This window comes from Arthrobacter sp., assembly GCF_030540645.1.
GTDB lineage: Bacteria > Actinomycetota > Actinomycetes > Actinomycetales > Micrococcaceae > Specibacter.
In genome coordinates this window covers 4,319-7,401 of the sequence record NZ_JAUNVV010000024.1, presented here as the reverse complement: position 1 = coordinate 7,401, position 3,083 = coordinate 4,319, and the positions used below count along the sequence as shown (strand labels likewise).

Here is a 3,083-nt window from a genome sequence, read left to right as displayed (position 1 = left end):
CCAGACGGTGCTGCCGTGGTTTTCGTTCATCGTGCTTTTCTCCTTTGCCGCGGAACACAACAGCTTATGCGGCACCGGCCGTGCCCGCCCCACTAGACTTTCAATGCAACTCCCCCGGCCCCGTGAGTTTCTGGAAGGTTTCTGCCCATGCATGACAAACACGGCCTCATCCAAAACCGACTCAAGCGAGTCTTGGTGGAAAGGATCATCCCGGCCATCCATACGCCCGTGTCCCCTTTGCGCCTCACGGCATGGCAGGTGGAGGGCGGCCAAGGCGAACCCGTTGCGCCGTCAGTGGCCCTGCCAAGTTGCAGCAAACACGACGGCGGCCCGACCACCGAAGGCGTTGAGTACCTCCCCTTCCAGGTGGGCCAACAGTGGGGCCCGGCGTGGGGCACCACGTGGATCCACCTGACCGGTACGGTCCCTGTGAGCGCACGGGGTCGCAAGGTTGAACTGGTGGTGGATTTGGGGTTCAGCCAGTCTTGGCCCGGATTTCAGGCTGAGGGCCTCGTGTACCGCCCGGACGGGACGGCCGTGAAGGCACTGAATCCGCTGAACACCTGGCTGCCGGTCGCTGACCGTGCCGAAGGCGGCGAGGATATCGACCTCTATGTTGAAGCCGCCTCCAACCCCTTCGTGTTCACGGACAACCCATTCGTTCCCACGCAGCTGGGTGAGAAGTCCACTGCCGGGGACGAGCCGCGCTACACCATGGCCCGTGCTGACATCAACATCTTCAACACCGAGGTCTGGGAGCTTGTGCAGGATCTTGAGGTCCTGGACCAGCTCCAGGCTGAACTGGATCTGGGGAACCCGCGCCGCTGGGACATTCTGTACGCGCTGGAACGCGCGCTGGACGCCGTCGAACTTTCAGACGTACCGGGCACGGCGGCCGCGGCCCGCGCTCAGCTGGCCGGAGTGTTGGCCCAGCCCGCCAACGCCAGCGCCCACCAGATTACGGCCATTGGGCACGCGCACATCGACTCGGCGTGGCTGTGGCCTGTGCGGGAAACTGTGCGCAAGGTGGCCCGCACCACCTCCAATGTGGTGAATCTGCTTGAACAGGACCCTGAACTGCAGTTCGTCATGTCCTCGGCCCAGCAATACGAATGGCTGAAGGAGCAGCGTCCCGAGGTGTTCGCGCGGGTCAAGGAAGCCGTGGACGGAGGCCGCTTCATCCCGGTGGGCGGCATGTGGGTGGAGTCGGACACGAACATGGTGGGATCCGAGGCCATGGCGCGGCAGTTCAGCTACGGCCAGCGTTTCTTCCGCGAAAACTTTGGGATGGAATGCCAGGAGGTGTGGTTACCTGATTCCTTTGGTTATTCGGCCGCGCTGCCGCAGATCGTGAAGCTGGCTGGCGCCAAATGGTTCCTGACGCAGAAGATTTCCTGGAACACCGTGAACAAGTTCCCGCACCACACGTTCAACTGGGAAGGCATCGACGGCACCCGCGTGTTCACGCACTTCCCGCCAGCGGACACCTACAACTCCCAGCTCTCCGGCGCCGAATTGGCACATACCGTGCAGAACTTTCGTGACAAGGGGGCCGCGAAGAATTCATTGATCCCGTTTGGATGGGGCGACGGCGGGGGCGGGCCCACGCGCGAAATGCTGGCCCGGGCGAAACGCACGAAAAACCTGGAGGGCTCCCCGCAGGTCACCATCGCCAGTCCTGCGGAGTTCTTCACCGCAGCAGAGGCCGAGTACCCCAACGCCCCCGTGTGGAAGGGTGAGCTGTACCTTGAACTGCACCGCGGCACGTACACCTCCCAGGCGCTGACGAAGCAGGGCAACCGCCGCAGCGAACACCTGCTGCGCGAGGCGGAGTTGTGGAGCACTACGGCGGCTGTACGCGGTCTCATCGAGTACCCCTATGACGAACTGGACCGGATTTGGAAGCTGGTGCTGCTGAACCAGTTCCACGACATCCTCCCCGGCTCCTCCATCGCGTGGGTGCATCGCGAGGCGGCCGAGGCGTATGCCCGGATCGCCGAGGACCTCCAAAAGATCATCTTTGCGGCGGTGGAGGCCCTCGCCCCCATCGATCTCCAAGCGCCCGTCGAGCCCCAGGACATCGCAACAGCCCTGCATTTCAACGCCTCCCCGTACCCCCGGCGCGGTATCGCCCCGCTCAGTGCGGGTGTCCCTGACCCTGCCACAGCGGAGGTGACGGTGGAGCAGGACGGAATCGACGTCGTCGTACGCAACGGGCTTATCACCGTCCGTTTTGGCGCAGATGGCGTCATCTCCTCCATTGTGGATGTGGCCGCCAACCGCGAGCTGGTACCGGAAGGGCAGGGCGCCAACCTGCTGCAGCTGCACACCGACTTCCCCAACATGTGGGACGCGTGGGACATTGACGAGTTCTACAAGAACACCGTCACGGACCTGCGCGAACTGGATTCGATGGAAGTAACCATGCTGGGGAGCCAAACGGAGATCACCATTAGGCGCAGTTTCCGTGCCTCCCACATCACCCAGCGGGTGCGGATCTCCCCGGATTCGAAGGTCATCACGGTCTACAACGAGGTTGACTGGCACGAGCAGGAGACGCTGCTCAAGGCCGCGTTCCCGCTGGATGTGCATGCCGACCACGCCCGTTTTGAGACCCAGTACGGGCACATTCAGCGGGCCACGCATGAGAACACGTCCTGGGACAACGCCCGTTTTGAGGTGTGTGCGCACCGTTGGGTGCATGTGGGTGAGCCCGGCTTTGGTGCGGCCGTCGTCAACGATTCCACCTATGGGCACGACGTTTCCCGGCACCCCGGCACCAACGGTTCCAGCTTCACCACCGTGCGCCTGTCGCTGTTGCGCGGGCCCCGTTTCCCCGATCCGGAGACGGACCAGGGCCAGCATTCCTTCAGCTACGGGCTGGTGGTGGGCGCCGACGTGGCCGATGCCGTGGCTGCGGGCTACGCCATGAACCTGCCGTGGCATGGCGTGCCGGGCGACTGGACCGGCCGCCCCATCGAGCCGCTGCTGCGCACGGACTCCCCCGCCGCCCTCATCGAGGCCGTCAAGCTGGCCGATGACCGCAGCGGGGACGTCATTGTGCGTCTGTACGAGCCGCTCGG

1 protein-coding gene is annotated in these 3,083 nt (G+C 64.1%); it reads left to right on the top strand.

Annotation, left to right across the window (positions count from 1 at the left end; genetic code table 11):
- Positions 1-147: 147 nt before the first annotated feature.
- The coding region (locus Q4P21_RS06605; protein ID WP_303388009.1) for a glycoside hydrolase family 38 C-terminal domain-containing protein at positions 148-3,083 on the top strand (2,936 nt) is incomplete at its 3' end.